This window comes from Acinetobacter sp. YH12218, from assembly GCF_013417925.1.
In the GTDB taxonomy this organism is placed as follows: domain Bacteria; phylum Pseudomonadota; class Gammaproteobacteria; order Pseudomonadales; family Moraxellaceae; genus Acinetobacter; species Acinetobacter amyesii.
In genome coordinates this window covers 1-21,362 of the sequence record NZ_VPDB01000024.1, presented here as the reverse complement: position 1 = coordinate 21,362, position 21,362 = coordinate 1, and the positions used below count along the sequence as shown (strand labels likewise).

The 21,362-nt window shown below is 41.9% G+C and carries 17 protein-coding genes; 12 read left to right on the top strand and 5 right to left on the bottom strand.

The annotated features are described in order from the left end of the window. Nucleotides 1-134: 134 nt before the first annotated feature. A complete protein-coding gene (locus FTV03_RS08640; RefSeq protein WP_180041031.1) occupies nucleotides 135-1,553 on the bottom strand; it encodes a phosphate--AMP phosphotransferase in 1,419 nt (472 codons plus the stop codon). Between the two features lie 205 nt (nucleotides 1,554-1,758). On the opposite strand from FTV03_RS08640, the gene FTV03_RS08635 reads away from it, so the two are divergent. From FTV03_RS08635 to FTV03_RS08605, 7 genes are all read left to right on the top strand, one after another. Next, complete coding sequence (locus FTV03_RS08635; protein WP_180002883.1) at nucleotides 1,759-2,472, top strand: hypothetical protein; 714 nt, start codon at nucleotides 1,759-1,761, stop codon at nucleotides 2,470-2,472. Between the two features lie 226 nt (nucleotides 2,473-2,698). After that, nucleotides 2,699-3,643 (top strand): bifunctional demethylmenaquinone methyltransferase/2-methoxy-6-polyprenyl-1,4-benzoquinol methylase UbiE, encoded by a 945-nt coding sequence (ubiE, locus tag FTV03_RS08630; RefSeq protein ID WP_111885631.1) that lies wholly within the window; start codon nucleotides 2,699-2,701, stop codon nucleotides 3,641-3,643. 16 nt (nucleotides 3,644-3,659) lie between these two features. Continuing rightward, the gene (locus FTV03_RS08625) at nucleotides 3,660-4,328 is read left to right on the top strand and encodes an SCP2 domain-containing protein (protein ID WP_180041029.1); all 669 of its coding nucleotides are present in this window, start codon (nucleotides 3,660-3,662) and stop codon (nucleotides 4,326-4,328) included. 18 nt (nucleotides 4,329-4,346) lie between these two features. Continuing rightward, nucleotides 4,347-5,966, top strand: a complete 1,620-nt coding sequence (locus FTV03_RS08620) for an AarF/ABC1/UbiB kinase family protein (RefSeq protein ID WP_180041028.1) — start codon at nucleotides 4,347-4,349, stop codon at nucleotides 5,964-5,966. 112 nt (nucleotides 5,967-6,078) lie between these two features. Continuing rightward, entirely contained in the window at nucleotides 6,079-6,486 is a 408-nt protein-coding gene (locus FTV03_RS08615; protein ID WP_180002878.1) for a hypothetical protein, read from the top strand. Nucleotides 6,487-6,592: 106 nt separating this feature from the next. Next, entirely contained in the window at nucleotides 6,593-7,672 is a 1,080-nt protein-coding gene (locus tag FTV03_RS08610; protein ID WP_180002876.1) for a patatin-like phospholipase family protein, read from the top strand. A 72-nt stretch (nucleotides 7,673-7,744) separates the two neighbouring features. Continuing rightward, nucleotides 7,745-8,059, top strand: coding sequence for a hypothetical protein (locus FTV03_RS08605; RefSeq protein WP_078189807.1), 315 nt, complete (start codon nucleotides 7,745-7,747; stop codon nucleotides 8,057-8,059). 70 nt (nucleotides 8,060-8,129) lie between these two features. Here the strand turns inward: FTV03_RS08605 and FTV03_RS08600 are convergent, their stop codons facing one another. The 3 genes from FTV03_RS08600 to FTV03_RS08590 all read right to left on the bottom strand — a co-directional run bounded on the left by FTV03_RS08600 (nucleotide 8,130) and on the right by FTV03_RS08590 (nucleotide 14,963). After that, complete coding sequence (locus FTV03_RS08600; protein ID WP_180041026.1) at nucleotides 8,130-10,310, bottom strand: SulP family inorganic anion transporter; 2,181 nt, start codon at nucleotides 10,308-10,310, stop codon at nucleotides 8,130-8,132. A gap of 235 nt (nucleotides 10,311-10,545) precedes the next feature. Continuing rightward, nucleotides 10,546-12,513, bottom strand: coding sequence for a DUF2075 domain-containing protein (locus FTV03_RS08595; protein WP_180041043.1), 1,968 nt, complete (start codon nucleotides 12,511-12,513; stop codon nucleotides 10,546-10,548). 89 nt (nucleotides 12,514-12,602) lie between these two features. Next, complete coding sequence (locus FTV03_RS08590) at nucleotides 12,603-14,963, bottom strand: Tex family protein (RefSeq protein ID WP_180041024.1); 2,361 nt, start codon at nucleotides 14,961-14,963, stop codon at nucleotides 12,603-12,605. Between the two features lie 335 nt (nucleotides 14,964-15,298). On the opposite strand from FTV03_RS08590, the gene ompR reads away from it, so the two are divergent. From ompR to FTV03_RS08565, 5 genes are all read left to right on the top strand, one after another. Further along, a complete protein-coding gene (ompR, locus tag FTV03_RS08585; RefSeq protein ID WP_078189809.1) occupies nucleotides 15,299-16,063 on the top strand; it encodes a two-component system response regulator OmpR in 765 nt (254 codons plus the stop codon). Nucleotides 16,064-16,309: 246 nt separating this feature from the next. Beyond that, nucleotides 16,310-17,770 (top strand): ATP-binding protein, encoded by a 1,461-nt coding sequence (locus FTV03_RS08580; protein WP_111885830.1) that lies wholly within the window; start codon nucleotides 16,310-16,312, stop codon nucleotides 17,768-17,770. Between the two features lie 206 nt (nucleotides 17,771-17,976). Then, nucleotides 17,977-19,494 (top strand): acetyl-CoA hydrolase/transferase family protein, encoded by a 1,518-nt coding sequence (locus FTV03_RS08575; protein ID WP_180007250.1) that lies wholly within the window; start codon nucleotides 17,977-17,979, stop codon nucleotides 19,492-19,494. A gap of 126 nt (nucleotides 19,495-19,620) precedes the next feature. Further along, nucleotides 19,621-20,040 carry a GNAT family acetyltransferase gene (locus FTV03_RS08570; protein WP_078189811.1) on the top strand — a complete coding sequence of 140 codons (420 nt, stop codon included), beginning with the start codon at nucleotides 19,621-19,623 and terminating at the stop codon, nucleotides 20,038-20,040. A 148-nt stretch (nucleotides 20,041-20,188) separates the two neighbouring features. Then, the gene (locus FTV03_RS08565) at nucleotides 20,189-20,875 is read left to right on the top strand and encodes a DsbA family protein (RefSeq protein WP_180022688.1); all 687 of its coding nucleotides are present in this window, start codon (nucleotides 20,189-20,191) and stop codon (nucleotides 20,873-20,875) included. A gap of 76 nt (nucleotides 20,876-20,951) precedes the next feature. On the opposite strand, the gene FTV03_RS08560 is transcribed toward FTV03_RS08565, so the two are convergent. Then, on the bottom strand, nucleotides 20,952-21,152 hold the full coding sequence (locus tag FTV03_RS08560; RefSeq protein ID WP_067761311.1) for a dodecin family protein: 201 nt from the start codon (nucleotides 21,150-21,152) through the stop codon (nucleotides 20,952-20,954). Nucleotides 21,153-21,362 lie beyond the last annotated feature (210 nt).

Sequence of the window (21,362 nt, the reverse complement as noted above, 5' to 3'; positions counted from 1 at the left end):
GCGATGTCTAGCAAATCTATAAGATTTAAGAATCAAAGTGATCTAAACCATAGATCTAAAGATTAAGTAGATCTGAAAATGAGCGAGTTTTGAAAATGAAAAAAGCCACGAATATCGTGGCTTTTTTCATGCATTCAATCTGCTTTCAATTGCGCTAAGATCGTCTCTAATACCTGTAAGCGCGCACTATGTTTGTCATTGGTCGCGATCACATGCCACGGCGCATATTCTGTATCCGTACGTTGCAACATATCTGCCGCAGCTTTGAGATAATCATCCCAACGGTCGCGATTCCGCCAGTCATCTGGAGTAATTTTAAAACGCTTATGCGCGGTTACTTCTCGAGCTTTAAACCGTGCAGCTTGCTCATCCTTTCCAATGGCTAACCAGAACTTGATGACAACCGTTTGACTGTCATATAGATCCTTTTCAAAACGGTTGATTTCATCATAGGCCCTCTGCCATTCAACCGTATTGGCAAAGCCTTCAATCCGCTCTACCAAAACGCGACCATACCAACTGCGGTCAAAAATCGTGATCTTTTCTTCAGGGAGAATTTTATTCCAAAAGCGCCATAAATACGGACGGCGCAGCTCATATTTTTCGGGTGCTGCAATGGTATGAATTTCATATTCGCGTGGGTCCAACTTTTTGACGATGCGTTTAATTGCCCCGCCTTTCCCTGCGGCATCCATCCCTTCAAACACGATCACCACATTGCGTGAATCAAAACGTAAAGCTTCAGCCACCTTGCGGCTTAATTTTTTTAATTCTTTTTTATAATCAGCTTCATCAGCGACGGCAGTGCTGGGTTCCAATAACGCCTGTGGGGTTTTGGCTTGTTTCCAGCGCCCCACCGCCGTGGTTTCATGTGTTGGACAATGTTTTAAGGTCCGTAAAATATGCTGTGCAAATTGTTGATCACGGACTTGCTCATCTTCACAGTCGATGATGACCCAGTCATGGCTAAAACGCTGACGTAAACGTTGTAGGTTGTCATATTGCTTTTTATTGCGCCAATCTAAACCATGCAATTTATGCCAACGCGCTTCACTCGGGTCCATTTCATCCAAACGTTTTTGTAAGGATTTCCACGATAAATCGAACCAGACTTTAATCACATCGACATGATTATTTTTTAGGTCTTGTTCATAGGCTCGCATGTTCTCGACATATTCATCAAATAAGGTTTCATCCAAAGGCTTCGACACATGCATAGCGGTACTGAGCAAATCACTGTACCAGTTTCCAAACATCACCATAATTTGCCCTTCGGCAGGAATAAACCGTGCATAAGACTGCCAAAAGGTTTGTTTTTGATTAAACATGATCGGGGCATCCGCTTTCACCCTTAAGTAGCGTGGATCGACCCATTCGCGGAGCTGTTTGACAGCCTCTCCCTTACCCGCAAGCTCGATTCCACTCACTAAAATCAACATGCTTTTGGCATTGGGCTGACGGCTGGTATTTTTCAGTTGATACTGCGCTTCAATCAGCTCAACCGAGAGTTGTTCTTCATCCATCAATTGAAATTCTGTTTCTTTTAAGCTCATGGCGGACCCTTGGTTTTATTCTGTTTTGAGTATAACCATGCCCTTCACCCCACAACAATGCTTTCATGTATATGCTGAAATGGAAAATATGACCGTTTCTGCAACAAACTGACTCAGATTGACCTGTAATTTCGTCACTTTGTCATAGCCCTAAGCTCCAACACCCACTAAGATTCAAACATCTAAAAAATAATTGAGACACTCAATGTCCAAACTTGCAGTATTAGATGATTTACTTGAACTGTATTACCAGTTGAACTACCACAAAAAGCCAGAAATTTTACAGCGTTTACAAGATGTCCAGCAGTGGCAAAAACAACGTATGCAACGCACACATGCCGTACAATTTGCTGAAAAACACAATGTGCTGATGTCTGAATATTTTATTAATCGTTTATATGGCGGTCCTGATTTTGATGCATTAGCAGCACAAATTGCTCGTCTCACGCGCTATGCACACAAAGCTGAAAAATTGATTCCAGACAATGCCATAAAGACTGGTACTTCGGGCGTTCAACTTGCCATTTTAGCCGTACAGCTTGATGAACAAGTGGCCATGCAATTATTAGAAGATTATCCATCCAATCTGCCCTTAACCGATGAAATGATGCGCCAGACTTATCTTAAGCTCGATCAGGGCAAGGACCGTATGTTACAGCTGCAACTATTGGACGATTTAGGTCGTAATTTAGATAAATATATGCGCTCATTTATGGTCTATACCGCCTTTAAGATGTGCAAAGGTGCAGCAATAAAATATAACTTCGAAGTGATGTATGACTTTATGCAAGATGGCTTTCTCGCAATGAAACCACTTAAGTCAGCAGAAAAATTTGTGCGTGAATTTACCACTGTAGAACGTCAAATCATTGACCGTGTACATGCTGGAGACCCGAACCCGTTTCAGCCTGCGACCTAACAAAATTATCATCCCCATTCAGCCCACATTTGATATAAAACAAACAGGGCGTTCAAGGCTGAATTCAGATTTTTTATAGGGGTTTTGCAAAGCAATTACAGCAGCCCCTTATTTTTTCTGTATATTATTCACAACAAATGCAAATGACTGCTGTATAACAACAGAGAATCTGTCATCATGCTTACAAAGCAACATTAACCCTATTTATAAGTTAGGAGTGACTCTAATGTCTAACGAGAATCAAACGCCTGCCCCTACACCTGAGTCGGCACAAAATACAGACAAAGCGAGTCCATTCTTAACTGAACCTTTACCACAAGGGACAGCGCAAGGTCAGCAACAATCTTTAGAACAACGTCTGACCGACACACCTGTGACAGGTTCAGTACCCAAATATAATCTGCCACGTGGCGCGAACACAGGTAATGTTGGGCCAACCACACACTTTGGTTATCAGACCGTGAGCAGCGAAGACAAAGCGCAAAAAGTCGCGGAAGTTTTCCACTCAGTGGCTGCAAAATACGACATCATGAATGATTTAATGTCATTTGGTATTCACCGTCTATGGAAACGTTTTGCCATTAACATGTCAGGTGTTCGTCGCGGTCAGCACGTACTGGATATTGCAGGCGGTACAGGCGACCTTGCCAAAGTGTTCAGTCGTGAAGTTGGTCCGACAGGTCATGTGGTGCTTTCAGACATTAACGAATCGATGCTCAATGTCGGTCGTGACCGCCTCATTGATGCTGGTTGTACCAATGTCGATTTCGTTTTGGCCAATGCTGAAACTTTAGAACCTTTTGCAGACAACAGTTTTGACCTATTAACCATTTCATTTGGTCTACGTAATGTGACTGACAAAGATGCTGCTCTTGCTGCAATGTACCGCGTTCTTAAGCCAGGTGGTCGTTTACTGATTTTAGAATTCTCTAAACCGGTATTTGAACCATTCTCAAAACTGTATGATTTGTACTCATTCACTGCATTACCAATTATGGGAAAAATCGTAGCAAATGACTCTGAAAGTTATAAATACCTTGCAGAATCAATTCGTATGCACCCAGACCAACGTACGCTTAAAGGTATGATGGAAAATGCGGGCTTCCAAAACTGTGATTACCACAACTTAACGGGTGGTATCGTGGCTGTACACCGTGGTTTCAAACTTTAATACTGCAGGCTGAACTATGTGGTCGATTCTCGCACTTGGTGCAGTTGAACGCTTAATTCATCATGTCATTGATTTGGATGCTATTACTCGCATCCAACTGAATGAATTGCAAGGCAAAATGCTTCGTGTGGTGATCGACTCACCACAGCTGTCGGTGGATGTGTTTTTTGATGATCATAAAGTTCGCTTAGAACCGACGCCAACAGGACATACTGAAACTGCATCCATCTTTGAGCAACGCCCTTTCGAGCAGCAGTCAAACATAACTGAAGCAACGGCGACCTTACATGTCAAAACGGTCGTCGAGCTCCTCAAACTGCTGTTGGCTGAAGATGTCGGCAATATTCCATTGCAAGGTGATTATCACTTATTGCAGGATATCCAGCGCATTATGCAGCAAGCTGAGCCTGATTTAGCTTCGCATCTAAGCCCTTGGATTGGTCCAAGCCTTGCGCATGAAATTGCTAAGTTACAACTTGCACCCAAACATCTCAAACGTACTTTACAAAGCCATTTGTTCTTTGCTGAAGACGCGTTAAAAGAAGATTCAGGCTTGCTTGCCCCACGCTGGCAAATGGATGACCTGAATCAAGACACCCGAATTTTGAATCAAAATCTGGACCGTGCAGAAGCAAAAATTCAGCAGCTGCACAGCCAAATTGACTCATTACAAGACAACACTTAAGACTAGGTAATTGCATATATGATTCCGCACGTTTCACGTTTACTCGACCTTTGGCGCATTGCTGCGCACTATAGACTCGACACGTTGTTTCCTGCGGAAGAATTACCGGAAAAAGCCCGTCATATTCTTTCTCTCATTCGCATGCACCCTGCGGCATGGTCAAGCCGCGAGCGAAAAAATCCGCTCAAGCTCAAACAAGCTTTAGAAGAGATGGGCCCGCTGGCCATTAAAATGGGGCAATTACTGTCTACCCGTCGTGATTTGATTCCACCTGAAGTTTTACAGCAATTGGTGCTTCTACAAGACCGTGTAAAACCTTTTTCGAATGACGTTGCCAAAATGCGCATTCAGGAATCACTTAAAGCCGATGTTAATACCTTATTTGCACGCTTTGACGAGCAACCATTAGCCGCAGCATCTATTGCACAAGTGCATACTGCTGCCCTGCATGATGGTCGCGAAGTCGTGGTGAAAGTGACTCGCCCGAATATTCGCAATCAAATTCTGCATGATTTTGAAATATTAGAGTGGCTTGGTCAGTTCCTTGAAAAACGCCTAGAAGCCGCTCGTGCCCTGCATCTGTCCGAAATTATTCAGGACTACCGTCAAATTATTCTCAATGAATTGGATTTGACTTTAGAAGCGGATAACACACGTCGTATGCGTCATTACTTCACCGGTTCAAGCATGATGTACGTGCCTGAGGTCTATATGGACAGCCGTGATGTCATGGTCGAAGAACGTATTACCGGTGTGCCGATTTCTGATATTGCGACCTTTGATCGCTTGCGCATGGATCGTAAAGATTTAGCCGAAAAAGGGCTCACCATTTTCTTTACCCAAGTGTTCCGCGACAACTTCTTTCATGCAGACATGCATCCGGGGAATGTCTTCGTCGAAACCATCAATCCAAGCAATCCACGCTTTATTGCACTGGACTGCGCGATTATGGGTGAGCTTTCAAAGCACGACCAAATGACCGTAGCACGCATGCTGCTTGCGGTTATGAACAGCGATTTTATGCAGCTGATTCAAATCGTGCATCAAGCGGGTTGGATTCCACCGGGTACAGATCAAGATGCCTTAGCACGTGAAATGCGTCGCACTGTGGGCCCAATGGTCTCTAAACCAATGCATGAATTGGACTTCGCCGGCATCCTGATTCAAGTGATGGATATTGCGCGTCGTTTCCATTTAGAGATTCCGCCACAACTGATGCTTTTACTAAAAACTTTAGTGCATGTGGAAGGTTTAGGAACTGATCTCTATCCTGAATTGGATATTTGGAGTTTGGCAAAACCAATCCTCACCGATTGGATTAAAGCGCAAATGAATCCGCAGAAAAACTTAAAAGAACTCGGACAAAAAATTCCAGACTTACTTTTAGGTGCGCAAGATTTACCAACGCTGATGATCGACAGTCTGAATGGTTTAAAAAATCAGTCGGCTTGGCATGCCAAACAACTGAATGAACTGCAAAGCATGCGCTTGCAAATGGAACATCAGCAAAAACGTAGTTGGGTTTTTGGCAGTATTATGGCCATCTTCCTCTCCATCGCGATAATTGCGCCATGGTATGTTTCCATCGTATTAATTGCACTTTCAAGCTTACTTTCCATTTGGCGTGTGTTTAAATAATCTGTGTTTAAATGATCTTGATGTATCCATAGCTCCTTTAAGCCTTTTGACAATAAAAGGCTTAAAGCCATAAAAACAAAAAAATTCAAAAATTTGAATAAGGCTGAACGCCATGTCATACAGTTATTTAGGGGTACTGTATAGTCGAAATCCACTCCGAGCATGTGCAACGGCCTTGCTGTATAGTTTTTCGACCCTGCTCGATGTGCTAGTTCAATTAAATATGCACATGCCTTTCCTAAACTGGCAACCGACAGCCAACACCACCCTGTATCGGATGCAGCATAGCGCTACATTTTGGTGGATCATTCTCTTTAATGCACTTCCCTGTTTATTCCTACTTTGTTTGCCACAGCAAAAGCTGATGGCGGGGTTAAATTATTGGTTATTAGCTGGGGCCGTGATTTTTATCATTAACCTATTTGCTTGGGCGGTCTTTCCAATGGCGACATGGGCAATCGTCTGCCTCAGTTTGTTTCAATTGCATCGGCATAACGAACAACTATTACAGCATTCCTGAGAGACGCCCTGATATGACTGAGAAGTCATTTGTCGGAAGTTTCAGCCATTGGGTCTGTGCAAAAACGCACTAGAATAATTCTACGACTGTATTTTAAGCGACTACCATGACTCAAATTTTGCAAAAAAGACCGCCTGCGCTCAATATCCGTGCTGGCCATTTAGCCCGCCAACTGATTGAACAAGAGGGTTTAAACGCTGCTCAAGTGGATATCCTGCCCGGTGCTGCGGGTGGTCCGAAAGGCATTGGTATTCAAGGTTTAGATCAGGCGATTTTTGCTGACTTTTTGCCACGCGCGCAACAAAAGCGTACTTTAATTGGTTCATCGATTGGCAGTTGGCGCTTTGCCAGTATTGCTGCTTGGGGAGCCATTGAAGGGACGAAACGCCTCTCTGAGCTGTATACCAATCTGAGCTTTCATAAAAAGATGAGCCGTCAAGAAGTCAGCGATGTGTGTCGTGGCATGCTGATCGATTTGATTCAAGGTCAAGAAGCGGCACTGGTTAATCACCCGGATTATCACCTCACTGTGCTTTCAGTCAAAGCTCAGCATATTTTCCAAAGTGATAAAGCCCTGCCTCTGTTAGCCTCTGTCGCAGGGATCGTGGGCACGACAGCGCTCGCACGTAAACACAGTCGTTATTTCATGCAGCGTGTAATTAGTCAGCCTGTGTCAGGTCATCAATTTACCGTGGCGGATGATGGCTTTACCACGCATTACCATGCATTGACTCAAGACAGTGTCATGCCGTGGCTTATGGCTTCTGCATCTATTCCCGGTGTCATGGCCGCGATACGTGATATCCCTGATGCGCCACAAGGCAGTTACCGCGATGGCGGCCTGATTGACTATCATATTGACCTACCCTTCCAAAGTCAGGGCATCGTGCTGTATCCACATTTCACGGATAGCATCACCCCAGGTTGGTTTGATAAATTATTTAAACGCCAAGCCAATCCTGAAAATCAGGCGCGTACCCTGTTACTGTCACCTTCACAAGAATACCTTGCAAGCTTGCCGCTTGGCCGACTGCCTGACCGTAAAGACTTTACCCTCAAAGGCTTAGACAACCAACAACGCATTAAAATGTGGAATCAATGTGTGGCTGAAAGTCAGCGTATGGGCGATGAGTTTTTGGAGTTGGTTGAAAAGCAACATTTCCCAGCAGTCATGCAAGCACTCTGAGCGTTACAGTAATCTCTTGCGAGGGACGCTATAATCCTATTTCAAAATTTTGAGCTTATTTAGTATAGATTTATGCGGATATTTTTAACTGTTTTGCAGTATGCCTGCATCGCTTTTGCACTTTTCCTTGTTTATCAAGTGTCAACCGCCTTGATCAGCGGCCAATACGATTTAATGGAAGTGGTGGCAGATGTTGGTACGATTTTAATTTGTATCGATTTGGCGGTGTTTTTATTTACCAGTAATGCAAAACAAGGCATTAGTATTGAAGACTATGCGAAACAATTGGAACAAAAGCCGTCAAAATTGGTATATGTCACCCGTAAATTGGGACACTTCGGTATTTTGCTGATCATTACCAGTTGGATTGTACCGATGATTCGCTAATGTATTTTAGTTCAATAAAAAGGATCATCATGTGTTCATGATGATCCTTTTTTATGTCATCGGATTTTATTTATCCGAAGAAATTAACCCGTCCAGTTCTTACATCATACACTGCACCAACAATCGCCACTTTACCTTCTTGCACCAATTGCTGTAGCACTTCACTATTTTGCAAAATATAGCGGATGTTGTAATGCACATTCATTTGCGTCACTTGCTCTAAAAATGCCGGACTCAGCGTTTGTGGTTGCATCAATTCGGCAACACGCGATACAGACTCATTGAGTGGCCCCAGCACATATTGAATATGTGGCATACGCGTCAGGCTCTGAATCGATTGACCAGCTAAATGCAACTGACAAGCACTGCTAACCGCACCACAGTCCGTATGACCAAGCACTACGATCACTTTGGCGCCGTTGGCTTCGCAGGCAAATTCTAATGAACCCAAAACTTTTTGCCCCGCGACATTCCCCGCTATGCGCAAACTAAATAAATCACCAATTCCAACATCAAAGATCATTTCAGTCGGCGCACGAGAATCCATACAACCTAACACTGCCGCAATCGGATGCTGCCCTTCTTCTGCGGTCACCCGCAGTTGACGATAGATATCTCGTTGCAAACGCTCATTTTGTACAAAACGTTCATTGCCTGCTTTAAGCAAAGCGAGCACAGCCTCTGGCGTCAAACGTTGCTGTAAAGCTGCAGTACTAATATCTATATCTAATGCCGCCTCCTGCGCATCGGCATAGTGTGCCTTGAAACCAATCAACTGCACTTGCACTTTACGCTGTGCTGCCTTTTCCTGCTGGTACTCTTGAATGAGTTGGAAAATATCAGCATCCATATCACTCACATGTGTGGCATCAATCACCACTTGTTCGCCGCGATGGATATGCTCCAATGCCGAAATTAATGCCGAACGGTTGAGAAAACTGACTTGTGAAGGCAATTCAATCCGTGTAATAACCCCATGTAAATGATGCTCTTTATACACCTTCAGTCCCTTATTAAAATTGGCGTATAAAATAAAGGCCGCACTACTGGCTAAACCAATCAAGATTCCGAGCAATAAGTCTGTGAGTAAAATCGCCAACAAGGTAATGATAAAAGGAATAAATTGTTTCCAACCTTTTAAATACAACTGTTTAAACAATTTAGGATGCGTCAGTTTAAAACCTGTGAGGATTAAAATTGCAGCTAATGCTGAAAGCGGAATCATGTTCATCAAAGGCACTAAACACAGCACGGCAAACAGGAGCAACACGCCATGAAAGATGGCAGAACATTTACTTTTAGCTCCAGCACTGGCATTGACCGAACTACGAACAATTACTGACGTCAGCGGCATCCCGCCTATAGCGCCCGAAACAACATTACCGATACCTTGCGCCCATAGCTCTCGGTTGGGGGGTGACGAACGCTTATGCGGATCTAATTTATCTGCTGCTTCCAAATTCAATAAAGTTTCTAATGACGCCACAACCGCCAAAGTGATAGCCCCTGTGTAAATCAGAGGATTATTTAAAGCGGTCCAATCTGGAAAAATCATCACATTTTGTGGCTGATCCCAAAGATTTGGAAGTTGGATGAGGTTCGATGGATGAACTGCCAAAGGTGACCCACTAAGCACCAACACAGCATTACACAGTGCAGCAAGAATGACAGCAACCAAGGCCGAAGGCAAAACCCACTTTTTGCAAGGGCTCTGCTCCCATAGCAACATCAGCACAAGGCTACCGATACCGATCAGAACGGCACCAATATCCCATTGCAAATCGAGCGGCTGTGACTGCCACAGCACAGACCATGAAAATTGGTTCAAGCCAAACAAATAAGGTATTTGACTCCCAATCAAAATCAGCCCGATAGCTGCCAACAAACCCAATATGACATTGTTCGGAATAAAGTTGGCAAAGAAACCGAGCTGAAATATGCCAAATCCAATCTGTAAAATACCGGCAAAAACAATACACAATAAAAAGGCGGCATAGTTGCCGCCGAGTAGTTCAAGCTGTACCAAAATGACTGCTGTTAAACCTGCTGCAGGCCCTGCAACACTGATATGTGAGCCACTCAGTGCCCCAACTAAAATACCACCGACAATGCCGGCAATAATACCAGAGAGAATCGGTGCGCCAGAAGCCAATGCAATGCCGAGACATAGTGGTAAAGCCACGAGAAATACCACTGTTCCAGATAAAAAGTCGTGAATATGAAATCGATATCGTTCAATTTTAGATGTCATCATTTTACCGTTTATAATAAATATCAAATAATTAGATGTAAGTATGTAAAGCCTAAAGTTTGTGACCACTTTATGGCGTGACTTATATATTGTCTGACAATCGAACGATTCTATAGTGTGTTTTGATACGTAATTTGTGTGATTTTTACACTTTATTGCGAAGTTTAAGATTCAGCTCATTTATCTTTGATAGGCCTTAAAAGAAATAAAAAAACCTCCCAAATGGGAGGTTTTTTTATAGCGTATTGAAACCACATTGCTTCAAAAAATTATACGTCGAATCATAATATTTCTTGGGACGAGTCCAGTCACTGTCATCTACAGATGGTATATACAACACCATACCTTGTCGCGCCCGAGTCAGTAGCACTCGATATGCATTTAACAGGTATTTCTGCTTTTCAGTTTGCCTTATATTTTGCCATCGACTACCTTTAAAGGCTTGAAATTGCCAATCTTGATCAAAATAAAAATTAATATCCCATGCCACGCAACTGTAATCTATTTCCAAGCCTTGCACATCAAACTCAGTTGCAATATCTTCCAAATAATACGCAGAACGTACATCTGTATTTGAATTCAAAAACCAATCTGCAGGTGTTATTTTATTCTTTACATCAATACCTTCGGCTTTTAAACGTCTGGCACCCGAACTAGCAATAACCCCAAAGCGCTCTGAACCCTTAGCCTTTCTTTTTAACCACTGTTTAGCAACATTAAAATCACGACAAAGCAGAATAGGATAATCTTGGGACATCATATGGTAAGTTTCTTTCGCGGACTTTGCATCACCATCTAATACATGTTGAATCAAATGTGAAACTTGTTCGCTGCGAAATGACCGGACAGAAACAGCAAGATGTAAATCTTCCTCATTTTTTCCATTTTTTTGAACCCAGAATTGTTGTTTAGGATCAGTTAAATAGACTTTATCCTGCAAAATTTTGTTAGAAAAGTAGATCTTCCATTTCGGGTATTTATGTTCTAATGCTGATAGCCATTCAGAAACACCTGCTTCTCCAGTGTTAATCTCCTGCCCACCACCAATCAGGCAAACAACGACACACCAATCAGCGTGGCGATCCATAACACTAATGAGAAACTCTGGTTCAGACATCGAAAAATTATCAATACCTTTTTTCTGTTTCATAAAGTTTGAAACCTGATCCTTTTGCCAGGCCCTTTGAGCTTCATCAAAAATAACGACTTTTTCGATTGGCACCTCATTTGATTTCAAATAATGATCTCTAAAATGATGAATATTTTGTACAAAGGCTTTGGCTTCACGTTCTGCCTCAGATCGCGTCTTTTTTTCTGTTTGTTGCTTAGCAAGTTCCACGGTATTTCGAACCAATGCTTCACGTAAAACATCAACTAAAGGACCATTCCCAGATAAAAATACAGAATGTTCTTGTTCATTTGTTTTTAAACGCTGGTTCGCAATATTAAGACCGGCCAATGTCTTTCCTGCACCAGGTACACCCGTTAAAAAACAAATCGTTTTTTTATTTGTTAATTTTGCATCTTCAATAATTTGTTCGATTTTTTTCGAAGTGATCGCTAAATTTTTTGCACCGGCATCACTTCTAGAAATTTCATCCACTGTATGACCTTGATATAACGCCTGAGCTGCTTCAATAATTGTGGGTGTTGGTTTATATCGAGACTCAACCCACTGTTTGATATTAAGTTGCGTAAGACCTGCAAATTGATAAAGCGCTTGTTCGATTACAATCCGTAAATTATGGGTGTTACAGCATAAAGTATCTTGATAAGTGGATACCGCTGACCATGACTGTTCACAACTTTGAGCTTGGGTTGAAATTAAAAGTGGTATGACCTTTTGCTGATGACTACCTTCATGAAAATTCAACAAATCCAAACAATAATCTATGACCTGAGTCTTAGCATATTGTGGGTAACTCTTTTCACCTACTTTAAATTCAATAACAAAAATTAAATTACGTATCAAAAGAATGTTATCTACGCGCTTACCCATCCGTGGAATAGAGAATTCAAAAAAGATTTCTCCCTCATCTAAAAAATCCAACTGTTGTTTTAAAATCTCAATTTGTTTTAACCAAGCGTTCTTTTGTAAATCTTCCAATGCAAATTCATGCTGTAGTGCCAAAGCCCCCATAATTTCTTGTTCATTTGTATGTATGAATTGTTGAACTGAACCCTGATAATAACTACGTAACATCATGATCTTCTAAGTTTATTTAAGCTTTGATTGTTTTAATCTTATATAAAAAAACCTCCCATATGGGAGGTTTTTTTAACAGTTAAAGATTACTTCGAACCTTTAATCCCTGCTTGTAATAACAACGCACCTAAACCACCAATTTTATTTTCTTGTGGTTTCGCTGCTTGAGGTTTTTTATGACCTTGTGGGCGGTCGCCTTGCGGACGGGCATGCTGTGGACGTTTCGCATGTGGCTTACGCTCACCTCGTTGTTCTTGCTGTACATTGTCACGACGTGGTTGACGTTGTGGTTTCGCTGCAGCAGCACCTTCTGCACGCATAGACAAGTTAACACGGTTACGCTCAACATCGACATTCAAGACACGAACTTGAACAATTTGACCTGGCTTCACGACTTTGTGCGGATCTGCAACAAATTCATTTGCAAGTTCAGAAATATGCACTAAACCGTCTTGGTGTACACCCACATCCACGAATGCACCGAAGTTCGTCACATTTGTAACCACACCTTCAAGCTGTAAACCTTCAGTCAACTGAGCCACTTCAGTGATGTCTTCACGGAACTTCGCCGTACGGAACTCTGGACGCGGGTCACGACCTGGTTTCTCAAGTTCAGATAAAACGTCCTGAATCGTTGGCAAACCAAATTGATCATTCACAAATTCTTCGGCGTTTACTTGGCGAATAATTTCAGTATTACCAATAATATCTTTGACTGTGGTTGCTTTCGCTGCCACAATTTTTTCTACTAAACCATAAGATTCAGGGTGAACAGCAGAAGCATCAAGTGGCTCAGAACCATCTTGAATACGTAAGAAACCTGCTGCTTGTTCAAAGGTACGTTCGCCTAAACGAGGTACTTTCTTCAAACTTTGACGGTTATCAAAACGACCATTTTCTTTGCGGAATTCAACGATTTGCTGTGCAATCGATTTATTTAGACCCGCGATATAACCCAAAATAGCAGATGATGCTGTGTTGACATCAACACCTACTGAGTTCACACAGTCTTCCACAACCGCTTCTAGCGTTTTTGCCAAACCGGTTTGGTTCACATCATGTTGGTATTGACCCACACCAATCGATTTAGGATCAATCTTCACAAGTTCAGCCAATGGATCTTGTAAACGACGTGCAATCGATACAGCACCGCGGATCGATACATCTAAATCTGGCAATTCATTTGACGCCAATTCAGATGCTGAGTAAACCGACGCACCTGCTTCAGATACTGACACACGAATCAAGTTCAAGTCTGTATTTGCTGCCATCATTTCAGCCACAACAGCTTCAGTTTCACGGCTTGCAGTACCATTACCAATCGCAATTAATTCAACATTGAATTCGCGGCAAAGGCGCGCAAGTTCAGCAACTGAACCAGCTTTGTCTTCTTTCGGAGCAAATGGGTAAATCGTGCTGTGTGCAAGAACATCACCTGATGCATTGACAACAGCCAATTTCACACCCGTACGGATGCCAGGGTCTACACCCAATGTGCAACGTGCGCCTGCAGGAGCAGAAAGTAATAAATGACGTAGGTTTTCAGCAAAGACATCCATCGCTTCAGCTTCAGCAGCCAAACGTTTTTCAGTCAATAATGAATGTTCAATCGCAGGACGAACTTTACCGAGCCAGAATAATTTTGCAGTTTGTTTTAAGAAATCTGCACGTGCTTGTGGTTGTGCTGTTTCTAAATTGTATTCAGTATCAATACGAGCCAATGGTGCATCATCTTCACCATCGACTTTTAAGCCCAAGACATTTTCTTGACGGCCACGGAGCATCGCCAATAAACGGTGTGAAGGGACTTTATTTAAGCTTTCAGAGAAATCAAAGTAATCACGGAATTTTTTACCGACTTCTTTTTTCTCATCGCTTGCAACTAAACTTTTCAACACTGCAGTTTTCGCAAATGTCGCTTTTAGCTCAGTAGTTAATGCAATATTTTGTGCCCAGTCATCAATTAAAATGTGTTGAATCGCATCTAATTGGCTTTCAACATCAGCATAATCTTCATGACTAAAACCAACTAAAGCTTCGGTTGGGTCTACCGCTTCATTAAAGATTTTTTCAGCGATTGGGCCTAAACCCGCTTCTTTTGCTTTAAATGATTTACTGGTACGTTTTGGACGATACGGCGCGTAAATCTCTTCTAAAGCATTTTTAGTTTCTGCTGCATTCACGCGAGCAAGTAAGTCATCAGATAACTTGTTTTGTTCTTTTAGAGATTCGATTACCTTTTCACGGCGCTCAAATAAATCACGCAGGTAAGTCAGACGTGTATCGAGCTGACGTAATTGAGTATCGTCCAGACCTTGCGTCACTTCTTTACGGTAACGTGCGATAAATGGAACACTGGCACCTTCATCAATGAGCTTGATGGCAGCTTCAATTTGATTTGGACGTACGGCAATTTCTTTTGCCAACTGCTGAACTAAGTCAGTCATCGTATTAGATCCCTGCAAGGATAAGTTCTAAAAGCCATGATTATAAAGACCAAGACCATAAAATCCACAATTGTTTTTATAAATTTATTCGTGGTTTTTAATGCCAATTCATCTCAAATACACATTTTTTTACGAAACTGACTATGAAACAGCAAATTAGCGAGACTTAGACAAGCAAACTGATTCGAACAACATGTATACATTTGGTATCTATGTCTTGATTTTAACTGCAATATTTGTTGCTTTAGAGCATAGTAAATTTATATAAATGAATCGTATACTCAAGTGAAATCGACTTTTTGTTTACGATGACAATAAAGAATAAGGAGCACGTCATGAGTTTAGTTGTACCTGCTGAAAAAACAGATGCCGTACAAGCCGAAACCGACCGAGTCGAACGCATTCTGGTTGTCGATGATGATGTGCGTCTACGCACCCTCTTACAACGCTTCCTAGAAGATAAAGGTTTTGTGGTCAAAACCGCACATGATGCGACTCAGATGGATCGTCTGTTGCAGCGGGAACTCTTTTCCCTGATTGTGCTCGACTTTATGTTGCCTGTTGAAGATGGCTTGAGTATTTGCCGCCGTCTGCGCCAATCTAGCATCGATACCCCGATCATTATGCTGACCGCTCGTGGTAGCGATTCAGACCGTATTGCAGGACTTGAAGCCGGTGCAGATGACTATTTACCAAAACCATTTAACCCGAATGAGCTATTAGCTCGTATTCGTGCAGTCCTACGTCGCCAAGTGCGTGAAGTTCCGGGCGCACCAAGCCAACAAATGGAAGTGGTGTCTTTTGGTCCGTGGTCACTCGACCTGTCTACTCGTACATTAACCCGTGAAGGTCAAGTCGTCACATTAACAACGGGTGAATTTGCCGTACTCAAAGCATTAGTTCAACACCCTCGTGAACCACTGACACGCGACAAGTTAATGAATCTTGCTCGTGGTCGTGAATGGGGTGCTATGGAGCGTTCAATTGACGTTCAAGTTTCTCGCCTGCGTCGTTTGGTTGAAGAAAACCCGGCACGTGCACGTTATATCCAAACTGTTTGGGGTGTGGGTTATGTCTTTGTTCCAGATGGTGCTGAATAAGCCATAAAATAAGACCTGAGAATCGAGTCACCGTACCTCATGTCCGGAAATACCATTCGCTGCTGTCTGAGCCACTTGAAATTGAATGAATAAAAGTAATGTGCGCGAGTTCAGCGAATGGCAAAAATTTTGGTTACTTTTTTAAAAAGTAACATAACGAACTCCTCCCGAAGAACGTTCCAGCAGTAAGATTCCATCGCAAAGAATAAAAACTGCCTTTCAAAAAATTTGCTTAAAGGATTCTGCGTGAAACTCGAACCCATCGACCCACAGGAATTTACCGACTACGTTACCTACTCCGAAAAAAAACGGACACCTTGGGAACGCTTCCTCGATAAAATCAAACCCCGCTCTGCAGCCATGCGGACCACCGTATTGGTCTTATTTGTGGTGTTTTTTAGCCTGTTTATGTCCTTATGGTTCTTTTGGCGCACACTCTATTTACCCGAAATTCAACAACATGCTCGTTACCTCGCGGTCGAACTTGAAATCATTAACAATCCTGATTTACGGATTTTTCATAACAATGCCGAAGTAGATGTCGACGACTGGATGCGCAACCGTGTCGGGATCGAATATGTGACCGATCCGAAAGAATTCCCCAATGTCAAAGACAAAGTGATTGCAGAGTTCTTTACCAATCAAATTGAAAAGAAACTGGCCAAAGAAATGCGCATTGATAATGCGACCGTGTATTTCCAATTTAAACCTGACCCACGCATCTGGATTCAAACTCCAGAAATGAATGGAAACTGGGTTCGCGAGCCTTTAAAAACCTATGCCAACTATAGCGCAGAGCTGATTTTAGGTTGGTTATTGGGTATTCCGCTGATTGCTGGCATCATTATCTTAACCTTGGTTCGTCAGCTCAACCGTCCACTAAAACGTTTACAAGATGCGGCAAACAACTATAGTAAACACGGCACTGCACCTTATTTAGAAACCAACCATGGGCCACAAGAAATCCGTGAAGTAAACCAAGCCTTTAACCACATGGTCTACACGCTGGAACAAACTGAACGTGATCGTCGTATCATGTTGGCCGGTATTTCCCACGATTTGCGTACTCCGCTGACCCGTATTCGACTCAGCGCAGAAATGATGCCTGATGATGACTTCCTAAAAGAAGGTCTGATTTACGATGTTGAAGATATGGATGCGATTCTGAATCAGTTCATTTCGTATATGCGAGATGGTTCAGATGAAGTTCCGCAAGATACTGATTTAAATGCGCTATTGCAGGAATTAGTGATTCAATTTAAACCTTTAGATATTCGCTTTGAACCTCAAGACTTACCGATTATTCAAGCACGTAGCCTGTCCTTAAAACGATTAATAGGCAACTTAATCAATAACTCAAAACGCTATGGTGCCGAGCCGATTGAACTGTCTACCGAATATGAAGGTGACCATATTCAAATTCGCGTTGCCGATAATGGCGAAGGGATTCCTGAAGACCAAATTGAAGACCTGATGCAACCTTTTGTACGTGGTAATGATGCACGTACCATTCAAGGCAGTGGACTCGGTTTAGCCATTGTAAAACGTATTGTGGATATTCACGAAGGTCAACTTTCAATTCACAATCGAGCAGAAGGTGGACTCGAAGCGATCATTTCTTTACCACTGCAAAAACTCGAAAATGATGAAATATTAAACAACAGCCCATTGGAAAAAATTAAGCAAAGTTTAACTGAACGCTTTTAACAAGCGTTCAAAAAAGCAACGAACAGTTTTGTTTAAGCTTTAACCATTGATATTTTTAACCTTATTATTCAGTGGTTTAAAAATCATAATAAAATCTTATACCCACATTTTTTCAAAAAATTAGACCTTAGCCTAACAGGTATGCAAAATGGCTTTTTTGATCGGTACAATCCGTATCAGTTTTGAGAATTTCACGAGAGTATATGATGTCTTTAGATCGCATCCGTTTAGCTGCCCTTCACGACAAAGTTATCAGCGCAGAAAAAGCTGCTGAATTCATTCAGGATGGTATGACGGTAGGTATGAGTGGTTTCACACGCGCAGGTGAAGCGAAAGCTGTACCTTTAGCGTTGGTTCAACAGGCTCATGCTAATCCTCTTAAAATTACCCTAATTACTGGCGCGAGCTTGGGTAACGATTTGGACAAAAAATTGACTGAAGCAGGTGTTCTTGCTCGTCGTTTACCGTTCCAAGTAGACAATACATTACGTAAAGCCATCAATAAAGGCGAAGTGATGTTCATCGATCAGCATTTGTCTGAAACAGTTGAACAAATGCGTAACCTTCAGCTTAAAAAGCCTGATGTGGCAATTATTGAAGCTGTTGCGATCACTGAAGATGGTGGCATCATTCCTACAACGTCTGTAGGTAACTCTGCAAGCTTCGCAATTTTTGCTGAAAAAGTGATTGTTGAAATCAACACCAACTTAAGCCCAGCATTCGAAGGCTTACACGATATTTATATCCCAACATATCGTCCAACACGTCAAGCGATTCCATTGACTCAAGTTGACGAACGTATTGGTACACATGCAATCAACATCGATCCTTCAAAAATCGTAGGTATCGTATTTAACAACGAATTGCATGACTCTCCATCTACAGTGACTGCACCTGATGATGAAACTCAAGGTATTGCAAACCACCTTATCGCTTTCTTTGAAAAAGAAGTAGAAGAAGGTCGTTTACCGAAAAACCTTGGTCCATTACAAGCAGGTATCGGTTCAATTGCAAACGCAGTATTGACTGGTCTTAAAGATTCGAACTTTGAAGACTTGATCATGTACTCTGAAGTACTTCAAGACTGTACATTTGAATTGATCGACGCAGGCAAAATGAAATTTGCTTCAGGTTCTTCTATTACGCTTTCTGCTAAATATGGCGAAAAAGTATTTAATAACCTTGAACAATACAAAGACAAACTTGTATTACGTCCACAAGAAATTTCTAACCATCCAGAACTTGTACGTCGTTTAGGTATCATCGGTATCAACACTGCGCTTGAGTTTGATATCTACGGTAACGTGAACTCAACTCACGTTTGCGGTACAAAAATGATGAACGGTATCGGTGGTTCAGGTGACTTCGCACGTAATGCACACTTGGCGATCTTCGTGACTAAATCAATTGCAAAAGGCGGCGACATTTCTTCTGTTGTTCCATTTGCTTCTCACATTGACCATGCTGAACACGACGTTGACATCTTAGTTACTGAACAAGGTCTTGCTGACTTACGTGGTCTTGCTCCACGTGAACGTGCTCGTGCAGTAATCGACAACTGTGCTCACCCTATGTACCGTGATGCGCTAAATGATTACTTCGACCGTGCATGTGCGAAAGGTGGTCAAACACCTCACCTTCTACGTGAAGCATTGTCTTGGCACATCAACTTCGAAGAGAACGGCCACATGTTAGCTGCTCAACCAGAAGTTAAAACTGCTTAATTGACAGTGAATAAAAAAACGCTCTTCGGAGCGTTTTTTTATGGCTTTTATTTTTCAATATGACTTATCAAGTCTGCAAAACTCGACTAATCTAGATTGGTCAAAATACATGCTAAAACAAAAATTATGTTTATTATCCGCCCCTATCTCGAATCTGATTTAGATGATGTGATTGCACTTTGGGAACTGTGTGATCTGACCCGTCCATGGAATAACCCTGAAATTGATATTTTTCGAAAACTAGCGCAACGTGATCAATTATTTTTATTGGCTGTCAAAGATGATCAATTGATCGCAACTGTGATGGGTGGCTATGATGGACATCGAGGCTGGGTCAATTATCTCGCCGTACATCCACATTTTCAGCGAAATGGTGTCGCTACTGCCCTCATTCAGCAATTAGAAAAACGCTTAATTGCTTTAGGCTGTCCAAAACTTCAATTACTGATTCGCCAAGACAACATTGACGTACAAAATTTTTATGAACAATTGGGCTATGAAGAGGTTGAAGTGATTTGTTTGGGTAAACGTTTAATCACGGATTAATAGTCCGACAAATCTTCGGTCAAGCCTTGTATCAACATCAAAAAAATTCGACATTGCGCCATCGAAACAAAAATGGATTGCATTGCTTGGCTTTAAATTTTAGGATTTGCCCCCATCATTTTCCCAGAATATAGAAAAGAGATTTCCCATGCGTGTAGATATCTGGTCAGACGTGGTTTGCCCATTTTGTTATATTGCGAAAAAACGCCTTGAAGCTGCTGCCGAAGAATCGGGTGTAGAACTTGAAGTGTTTTGGCATAGCTATCAACTTGATGCAGATGCGCCCGCTCGCCTAGAAATTTCCAATACTGAACGTCTGGCTCAAAAATATGGCCGTAGTATTGAAGAAGTAGAGGAAATGCAGCGCAATATTGCCGAAATGGCAAAAGCTGAAGGTATTGAATTTAACTGGCAAAAAGCCAATTCAGGCAATACTTTCAACGCGCACCGCTTGATTCATCTTGCACAAAGCAAAGGTCTCGGTAGTGAAGCCAAAGAAGCTTTCTTCTATAGCTATATGACGCAAGGCTTGGCCATTGGTGAACGTGAAACCTTAGAAGACGTTGCATCTCGTATTGGTCTAAACCCTGTTGAAGTCGATGACTTATTAGACTCAGATGAATTTGCTGATTTCGTCAAATACGACGAAGAAGTAGCACGCGATCAACTTAAAGTTACGGGTGTACCGTTCTTTGTATTTGAGCAACGCATTGCTTTAGCTGGCGCTCAACCGAAAGACGTGTTTAAACAAGTGATGGACAAAGCTGCGGAACTTCCTGAACTTGCTCCTACACCTGTATGTAATGATGAAAGCTGTGAAACGCCTGAAAAATAATTCAGCGTGTTCAAACAAAAATCCCCGAACTTCGGGGATTTTTTATGATCAGTTTTTAACATCAATAAAATGAAACTTATTCCACCAAGAAGCTGATTTTTAAGTTCACTCGATATTCTGCAATTTTATTGTCTTTCACCACGACTTTTTGTTCATTAATCCATGCACCCTGAACGTTTTTCACAGTTTCAGTGACTTTATTAATTCCCGTTTGAATTGCATCTTCAAAACTTTTTGTGCTACTTGCATTTACTTCAACGACTTTAGCAACAGACATTGTATTTATCCTCATTGTTATGATTTTGAATCTTCATCATATGATTAAGTCACTTATTTTGGTTATTTTTTAAACATCAAAACTGAACCGTACCGGGTTTGTCGGAGAGTCAATATTCTGAGAGACTATCCCGATGACAAAATTAAAATATACCCCTGAAATCAGAGAAAGAGCGGTTCAATTATTGATTGAATCTGAAAAAGATTATCC

Excerpts from the sequence above, each read along its gene's own strand:
- FTV03_RS08640 (WP_180041031.1), bottom strand. The coding sequence starts at position 1,553 with ATGAGCTTAAAAGAAACAGAATTTCAATTGATGGATGAAGAACAACTC.
- FTV03_RS08635 (WP_180002883.1), top strand. The coding sequence starts at position 1,759 with ATGTCCAAACTTGCAGTATTAGATGATTTACTTGAACTGTATTACCAG.
- ubiE (WP_111885631.1), top strand. The coding sequence starts at position 2,699 with ATGTCTAACGAGAATCAAACGCCTGCCCCTACACCTGAGTCGGCACAA.
- FTV03_RS08625 (WP_180041029.1), top strand. The coding sequence starts at position 3,660 with ATGTGGTCGATTCTCGCACTTGGTGCAGTTGAACGCTTAATTCATCAT.
- FTV03_RS08620 (WP_180041028.1), top strand. The coding sequence starts at position 4,347 with ATGATTCCGCACGTTTCACGTTTACTCGACCTTTGGCGCATTGCTGCG.
- FTV03_RS08615 (WP_180002878.1), top strand. The coding sequence starts at position 6,079 with ATGTCATACAGTTATTTAGGGGTACTGTATAGTCGAAATCCACTCCGA.
- FTV03_RS08610 (WP_180002876.1), top strand. The coding sequence starts at position 6,593 with ATGACTCAAATTTTGCAAAAAAGACCGCCTGCGCTCAATATCCGTGCT.
- FTV03_RS08605 (WP_078189807.1), top strand. The coding sequence starts at position 7,745 with ATGCGGATATTTTTAACTGTTTTGCAGTATGCCTGCATCGCTTTTGCA.
- FTV03_RS08600 (WP_180041026.1), bottom strand. The coding sequence starts at position 10,310 with ATGACATCTAAAATTGAACGATATCGATTTCATATTCACGACTTTTTA.
- FTV03_RS08595 (WP_180041043.1), bottom strand. The coding sequence starts at position 12,513 with ATGTTACGTAGTTATTATCAGGGTTCAGTTCAACAATTCATACATACA.
- FTV03_RS08590 (WP_180041024.1), bottom strand. The coding sequence starts at position 14,963 with ATGACTGACTTAGTTCAGCAGTTGGCAAAAGAAATTGCCGTACGTCCA.
- ompR (WP_078189809.1), top strand. The coding sequence starts at position 15,299 with ATGAGTTTAGTTGTACCTGCTGAAAAAACAGATGCCGTACAAGCCGAA.
- FTV03_RS08575 (WP_180007250.1), top strand. The coding sequence starts at position 17,977 with ATGTCTTTAGATCGCATCCGTTTAGCTGCCCTTCACGACAAAGTTATC.
- FTV03_RS08570 (WP_078189811.1), top strand. The coding sequence starts at position 19,621 with ATGTTTATTATCCGCCCCTATCTCGAATCTGATTTAGATGATGTGATT.
- FTV03_RS08565 (WP_180022688.1), top strand. The coding sequence starts at position 20,189 with ATGCGTGTAGATATCTGGTCAGACGTGGTTTGCCCATTTTGTTATATT.
- FTV03_RS08560 (WP_067761311.1), bottom strand. The coding sequence starts at position 21,152 with ATGTCTGTTGCTAAAGTCGTTGAAGTAAATGCAAGTAGCACAAAAAGT.